The following is a 3,667-nucleotide window of genomic DNA, read 5'->3' as shown; positions in this document are numbered from 1 at the left end:
TCTTGAAAGAGACAAGGGTACCAGCTGGAAATTATGAAGCGATTCAACCGATTCAATTCACCATCACGGAAGAAGGTCGCCTGCAGATTGATGTCAATGACCGTGGGTTTGCCTCGGTAGAAAATGGTGGAAGCAGTCAGGAGTTGGTCTTGCTGATTAAAAATATCAAGAAGTTCCATCTGCGCATCAAAAAGCAAGATGCGACCAATGACCAAACCTTACTAGATGGTGCGAACTTTACCCTTTACAGGGCACGCGATCATAATGGAGGTAAGTTAGAAGCGATTGCAAGTAAAGTCACTGTCAATGGACTAGCCGACATTGATGTTGGTCCAGGCTACTTTATCCTACAAGAAACTCAAGCACCAACGGGCTATGTCCTAAATGATAAGGAATACATTTTCCAAATCAATCACGACGGAACTGTTTTGCTCCGTAACGGTGATAATATGACCTCGCTCCAAGGGGCAGACAGCGATCGTGTGGTTGTCTTTACCATGAAGAACAGAAGAAAAACAGGACAGTTTAAGCTAGCCAAACGTGCTTATAGCGATAGCGATCGTCGTCTCGCTGCGGTGTTTGAATTGAAAGAAGAGAATGGTGCGACTCCTATTGCCACCAAGACGACAGCGACCGATGGAGAAGAAATTGTCTTTGACAACCTCCGTATTGGTCAGATTTACCAACTGAAAGAAACCCAAGCCCCTGAAGGCTATCAGCTCAATACGAAAGTTTACCGACTTCGTCTTACCGATAGTGGTCAAGTGGAACTCCTAGATGGAGATGACCTCTTGTCCCTAGATGATAGCAATAGGCAGTTGCTTACTGCTAAAAACCTGAAAAAAGGGGAATATCCTAAGACAGGAGGTTTTGGAGTTCTACCATATATCACATTGGGAGGAGGGATGATGTTACTGGCTCTTGCCGTCGAGCTAGGAAAAGAGAAAACTTGGAAACGTATACGTAAATAGACTAGTCATCAGTTTACCTTTTATTACTTCGGCGATTGAGGAAACTCCGTTTCCCTATTTCCAACTTCAAACACTCCACTGGATTGTTTGAACTCGTTTTGCCGTACTTTAGTACAGTCTGTGACTCGTTGCTTAGTAGTAGAAGCAAACTGAAAGACTATAAAAAGAAAAGGAGAAAATAATGAAGAAGTTAACAAAATTATTCTCCCTCTTGACCGTTCTTCTGACGATGTTCGGTCCATTGGGAAATCTTCGACATTTAGTACATGCGAATGATGCGCAACCGCATAAAACAGCTGTTGTTGTTCATAAAGTTTTGATGACACCAGAACAATTAGAAAATTTTAATCATGATCAAAAACAAGTAACCAATAAATACGTTGGTAATCAGATTCAAAATTTTGGAGAATATTTTGGTGAAGGTTCAAAAGAAATTGGAGGTGTAAATTTCAAAGTTTGGACTAAAGTTGATAGAGCAGAAGATGGTGTGACTAAAACTGGTATCGAACTTGGAATTGCTGAAGATAATAATAATTATAAATTAAACCAAAGCTATCCAGATGGAGTGGTAACATTAGCTGATAGTCAAGGGGCAACTTTTGAATTAGAAGATGGCACTCATATCTTTGTGGAAGATAAGGAAAACTCACCATATTACAATAAAGATGGAGTGACCACTGAAAAAGATGCAAGCAAAGAATTGACTCAATCTAAGGCTGTTCCATTTAAACTTGAATTGCCAGTAACAAAACCAGATGGTCAAGGGTATTTTGACTTGCAAACAAAACTCCACGTTTATCCAAAAAATACAGAAGATAAGCCAGATGTGAAAAAGACATTTGGTGATGGAAATACTGGAGTGAAAGAATATGATGTAGGTACAAAAATTCCATATAAAATCACAACAAGGATTCCAAAAGGTTCTACCTATAGAACGCTTATTTGGGATGACTTGATGGTCAATGGATTGGATTTTGATGTAACTACTGGAGTACAAATTGTATCGAAAGAAGTTCCAGGTTTTAATGATGAACATTATTCAGTTGAAAAAGACATTCGTGGTTTTGTTCTTAAAGTCAACCAAAAAGGTTTGAACTTGATTGAAGAAACTGCAAAGACACAAGATGTTAATTTCACTCTTACCTACAATGGTGTATTGAATACTTCCGCACAAATCAATACACAAATCCCGAACAAGGTAACATTCCATTTTGGTAACAGACCTCGTAACTTTAATGACGAAAAACCAAAACCAGTTACACCAAATGGTGATAACAAAATTAGAGTAAACAAAAACTGGTCGACAAGTAAGAACAAAAAAGAAATTACATTCTTTGTATATGAAAAAGAAACTGGTACAAAAGTTGGCGAGTTTAAAATGACTGCAGATGAACAATCGAAAGAATATTCAGAAGGTCTTAAACCAGGAACTGAGTACATTGTAGTCGAACAACCTGTTGATGGTCATATTCCATCTTACACTGTTGAACAAGGTGATGATAAAAAACATATTCTTTCTGTGACCAACAACCCATCAGATAACCCACCACCTGTTGTCCCAGAAGAACCTAAAGTAATTACTTATGGCAAGCGTTTTGTGAAAACAAATGATGTTGATTTGCAACAATCTGAAAAACTTCAAGGTGCAAAATTTGTTGTTAAAAACACAGAAAATAAATACTTGGTTTTAGATTCTACGGCTAAAGATGTGACAGCTGTTTGGGTTGATTCGAAAGAAACTGCAACTCAATTTGAATCAAAAGAAAACGGACAATTCGAAGTCAAAGGTTTGAAAGCTGGAAGATATTACTTAGAAGAAATTAAAGCACCGAATGGCTATGCTTTGTTAAGTAATGCAGTAGAATTTGAAGTTAGTCCTACAAGTTGGGGAGATTCAGAGGTACTAAGCGAAACTAACTTTCTTCAAATTCGAAACAAAAAGGTTACCATTCCACAAACTGGTGGCATTGGTACCCTTATCTTCACAGTTGTTGGTTTGAGTACAATGGTATTTGCATTCATCGCTATGAAAAAACGTCAGGCAGAAGACGCCTAGGCTAGAGTAGAAAAGGAGGGTCTGATGAGGATTATTAAACAGCTAGTCTGTTGCATAATTGCACTGGTCTGTTCGTTGTCTCTGCCCTCTCTTTTGGTTCAAGCAGAGGATACCTATTCTATTCAGGTCGGCATTTCCTTGCCAGAGCATGTGGATGCGGGCAAGCTAGATTTGAGTCTTGAAGCCTGGTATCTGCCGGAGGGGAATCGAGAGACTCCCGAGCAACTGGCAGAGAAACTCTATGCCCTGAGTCGAGCGGAGCTAAGTCAGCTGTATGGACAAGCCCAGCTTTCTGACCCCATGACTCCTCAAGGATTTGTAGGTTTTTCTGGTCTGAAAAAGGGCTGGTACTACATTCGACAGCAGGGGTCAGCAACTACCATTGAGGTCATTCCCCTTGTCCTCCAGGTAGACGGACGCCTACAGACCATACAGGCTAAGGTTGGACTACCGGGGGAAAAAGTGGGTTATAGGAATTTTCTCAAGGTATCTACAAGTACAGCCCCCTTGGCAGGAGCGGTTTTCCAAGTCTTGGAAGAGGTGGACGGTCAACTGAGGCAAGTGATGATTGACGGCAAACCCTATCATCTGACCTCGGAAAATGGAGGTCACCTCAAAGTAGGACCGCTCCCCTATGGTA

The 3,667-nt window shown here is 40.3% G+C and carries 3 protein-coding genes; all 3 read left to right on the top strand.

Going from position 1 to position 3,667, the window contains the following annotated elements:
• On the top strand, nt 1-971 hold a 971-nt coding region (locus F9856_RS11785; protein WP_202106708.1), incomplete at its 5' end, for an MSCRAMM family protein.
• A gap of 241 nt (nt 972-1,212) precedes the next feature.
• Nucleotides 1,213-3,027 carry a pilin N-terminal domain-containing protein gene (locus F9856_RS11780; protein ID WP_202106707.1) on the top strand — a complete coding sequence of 605 codons (1,815 nt, stop codon included), beginning with the start codon at nt 1,213-1,215 and terminating at the stop codon, nt 3,025-3,027.
• A 24-nt stretch (nt 3,028-3,051) separates the two neighbouring features.
• The coding region (locus F9856_RS11775) for a hypothetical protein (protein WP_202106706.1) at nt 3,052-3,667 on the top strand (616 nt) is incomplete at its 3' end.

The sequence above is a fragment of the Streptococcus suis genome (genome assembly GCF_016743335.1).
GTDB lineage: Bacteria > Bacillota > Bacilli > Lactobacillales > Streptococcaceae > Streptococcus > Streptococcus suis_Y.
The sequence above is the reverse complement of the archived record's forward strand: the minus strand, read 5'-3'. Positions and strand labels throughout refer to the sequence as shown.